This is a genomic window from Candidatus Electrothrix sp., assembly GCF_052785085.1.
This window is the reverse complement of the sequence record NZ_JALAAI010000210.1, coordinates 1-3,315: the sequence shown is the minus strand read 5'-3', so window position 1 is coordinate 3,315 and position 3,315 is coordinate 1. Positions and strand designations below refer to the sequence as shown.

The window sequence follows — 3,315 nt, the reverse complement described above, 5'->3', positions numbered from 1 at the left end:
TGTAGGAAGCGCAACGCCTGTCCGTGGAAATATCTCGCTGAGGTTATCACGGCTCGGCGCCAGGGGCTGGATGTGCCTCCTCTGCCTCTTGCTGCGTAAAAAAAATGAGAGGGGTCTGAACGGTTACTTTTCAGGAATTTTTCCTTCATGGTGTTGATCAGCCCCTGCTGGCTCAGGTCAACCTCGTCCACCCCTTCCAGATCCTGCTCATAGACAAACTTAATAAAGCGCATAAGGCAGATATCATTAAAGGAGTAAAACTTCTCGGCACTCCGATAGACCAGATCGGCGGCATACAGCTTTTCAATCTTCTTGGCCACTGCCCTTTTTCCCACCCCCAGCTTATCAGCAATGGCCTTGGTATCTACGGGCTGATTATTATAGCGGGTGAAATAGTAGATGATTTTTTTATCCAGCTCTGTGTCATCATCCTGATTGATCAGGTTCCGGTTGTTGTCGAAGTGGGTCCTCCAGAAACCGTAGATCTTGCCGTTTTCAATCTCATAGCGGATGACTCGGTTAATAGCTTGCTCGCTCGTGAAACTCTTTCCTTCACACGCAGACACTGCCAGACAATAGAGATAATAGGGGTGCCCTCCCACCTGAGCGCTGGCATACATTGCCAGTTCCGGACTGATTGTCAGCTCTGGCATGGTATAGTATTTGAGAGAGGTACGCAGAAGCGCAGCTCCATCGGGCACAGCAAATGGTTTTATATATTTACATCCAAACCGTCCGCCTAAAGGGCCACCCATGACTGTCTTGAACACCATAGTCACTGCCGAACCAGACACCAGCATGGGAGCCTTGCGGCTCTGGGCCTGCCGATCATAGGTGTTGGCGAGCCGGATGGCGCCCTGTCCTGACGACCTGTCCTTGCTGTCCATAAGTTCCTCGGGCATATCGTAAATACAAACCTGCATATCCTGGAACTCATCAATGATGACCGCTACCCGTGTATCGGTGAATGAGGCCATTTCCTCTGGCTCCCGGATAAAGGAATCCCAATGATGAAGCGCATTTTCATCATTACCCCGGTTGTAGCGATCAAGAAAACTCGCTACACGTTCCAAAGCCAGGCGACCAGCTGCGGAATCTGCCTTCTGGTTCAGTAATTGCTCCAGATCAATCGTTGTATTGCGAAAAAGCATTGGATCCTGCTCACAGTATGCCAGATACTGACGATAAAAGGTGGTTGCATATTCCAGAAGAAATTTTCTGAGCGTCCGTTTCTCTCTGGTCATTTTAAAGTAGAACGGAGCCACCTTGTACGCAGGTTTGAAAAAAAACGTGTTGACCAGTCGATCCAGAAAGACTGTCTTGCCGATTCTTCGGGGCGCGATCAGGGCCGTGCTTGGTGCAGCCATGCGTTGAATTGCCACAATCCATTGCTCCATCTCACGCAGGAGTTCCACCCGGTCGGTGAATTCGTCCTCACGAACCATTTCCTCAACCGGCCATATTTTTATACTCGACATATTATCCATTTTGAAAGCTTAGGCAGCAGGCCAAGATTGCTGGTGAGACGAGAGGACGATGAACGGTGTGGTGTTGGAAAAGAAAACCATAGCAGCATTGTTTTCCCACGGAAATCATCTGCCTTCAGGCAGCCTTGAGCATAAAATTCACATGCACGGCATCAAAGGGAAACTCAACCTCATCGTCGCCATCAGCCCCTGCGGTGAAGTAAAGGTAATATCTTTGTATGTTATCAGCAGTCAGCGTGTTTGTCAAAGTTATGATGAAACGAGAACCTGCCGCAAAAACCGCCCGGTAAAGGAAGTTCAGAAGAATATTACTCAGAGAATCTCAACACCAGCAAAACAAGGCAACAGGCCCAGCAAATCCTGTCAATATCAGGCAGCATGCTGTATGCTTCGTCCATCAGGCCCTCACCATCTGGGCACCGAAAAAAATGCAATAAGGAGAATCCTGCATGGCCAGACGAAGAAAGAAGACCAGTCCAATAAAAAGCATTATCACCACCCTGCTGATCCTCCTTGTTGCCGGAGGATTTATGATCTTCAAAGGCAGTACGCCGGAGTTCCTGCGGGAGTATATTCCCCCTGAACTCCACGCCATTTTTTATCCTGCACGTACCGGTACTGGCAAAAGCAACTCGATTATCACCAACCTGCCTGCCACAGAGGGCAACAGCACCATTACCTCCTTTTCCAGCTCCAAGACACGGCTCAAAAAACTCTACGTCAAGGCCGGACACTTCACCACTTTCTACTGCGGCAGCAGCTTTGATGAAAAATTCAATCTTGATCACAGCGCAAGCGGCTTTCAGCCTCGCATGAATGAGACCAGAGCAAATCGTTTGGAATGGGAACATATTGTACCCGCAGAGGCCTTTGGCCAGAGCTTTGCAGAATGGCGAAACGGCCATCCAGACTGCCTGGACAGCAAGGGCGAGCCGTATGCGGGCCGGAGATGTGCATCCAAGACCAGCCCGCAGTTTAAGTTGATGCAGGCGGATATGTACAACTTGGTCCCGGCCATAGGTGAGGTTAACGGTGATCGCAGCAACTACAGCTATGCCATGCTGCAGGGCGAAATCCGTGAGTACGGCCAGTGTAATATGGAGATTGAAGACCAGAAGGCCGAGCCGCCGGATGACAAGTTCGGCGACATTGCCCGCACCTATATGTACATGGAGGCGGCCTACCAGCGCGGAGTGATCTCCGGCAAGAACGTCAAGCTCTTTGAGTCCTGGAACCGGATGGACCCGGTGGACCGTTGGGAATGCGAACGTGCCCGCTTGATTGAGCAGATCCAGGGCAACCGGAATATGGTTGTGACAGAGGCGTGCCGGGAGGCCGGGCTGTGATGTTTCCTTGGTACAACCCTGACAGAGTGCCTGCCTTGACAGATATCAGGCAGGTACCGGAGTAAAGGCAAGGCTCGCAGGACATCCTTTTTCTGGGCAGCAGGCGCACCATGAGGTATTGAAGCCGTGTCTTCTTCCTTTGAGAGCTTTGACAAAATAAATCGCATCAGTTCAAACTTGTCTGCACGGGGAAGCGCATCAATAAGCGGTATAACCTCGGTAAGTGTCATGGGAATCCTCCTCAAGCTATGGGGAAAATAAGTAGATCGGAATGTGTAATTATACTACGCCACCTTGAACATAAAATCCACATGCACGGCATCAAAGGGAAACTCTATCTCATCATCGTTGTTGTTTCGGAGAATGCCCGCCTGTAACAGCGCGTCCACATCATCCTGCACGATCTGGATGTCCTTCTCCACCCTTTTTGCCGCTTCCCGTACCGTTATTGCTCCGGCACGGGTCATCATTTTGAGCAAATC

General features: G+C 50.3%; 3 protein-coding genes. 1 reads left to right on the top strand and 2 read right to left on the bottom strand.

All coding sequences use genetic code 11. The features are described 5' to 3' along the window. The coding region (locus tag L2082_RS18950; RefSeq protein ID WP_446011044.1) for a hypothetical protein at positions 1 to 1,478 on the bottom strand (1,478 nt) is incomplete at its 3' end. Between the two features lie 458 nt (positions 1,479 to 1,936). Here L2082_RS18950 and L2082_RS18945 point away from each other — a divergent pair. Beyond that, positions 1,937 to 2,833: an endonuclease gene (locus tag L2082_RS18945; protein WP_446011045.1), complete on the top strand. Its 897-nt coding sequence runs from the start codon at positions 1,937 to 1,939 to the stop codon at positions 2,831 to 2,833. A 284-nt stretch (positions 2,834 to 3,117) separates the two neighbouring features. Here L2082_RS18945 and L2082_RS18940 read toward each other — a convergent pair. Further along, the coding region (locus tag L2082_RS18940) for an HVO_A0114 family putative DNA-binding protein (RefSeq protein WP_446012171.1) at positions 3,118 to 3,315 on the bottom strand (198 nt) is incomplete at its 5' end.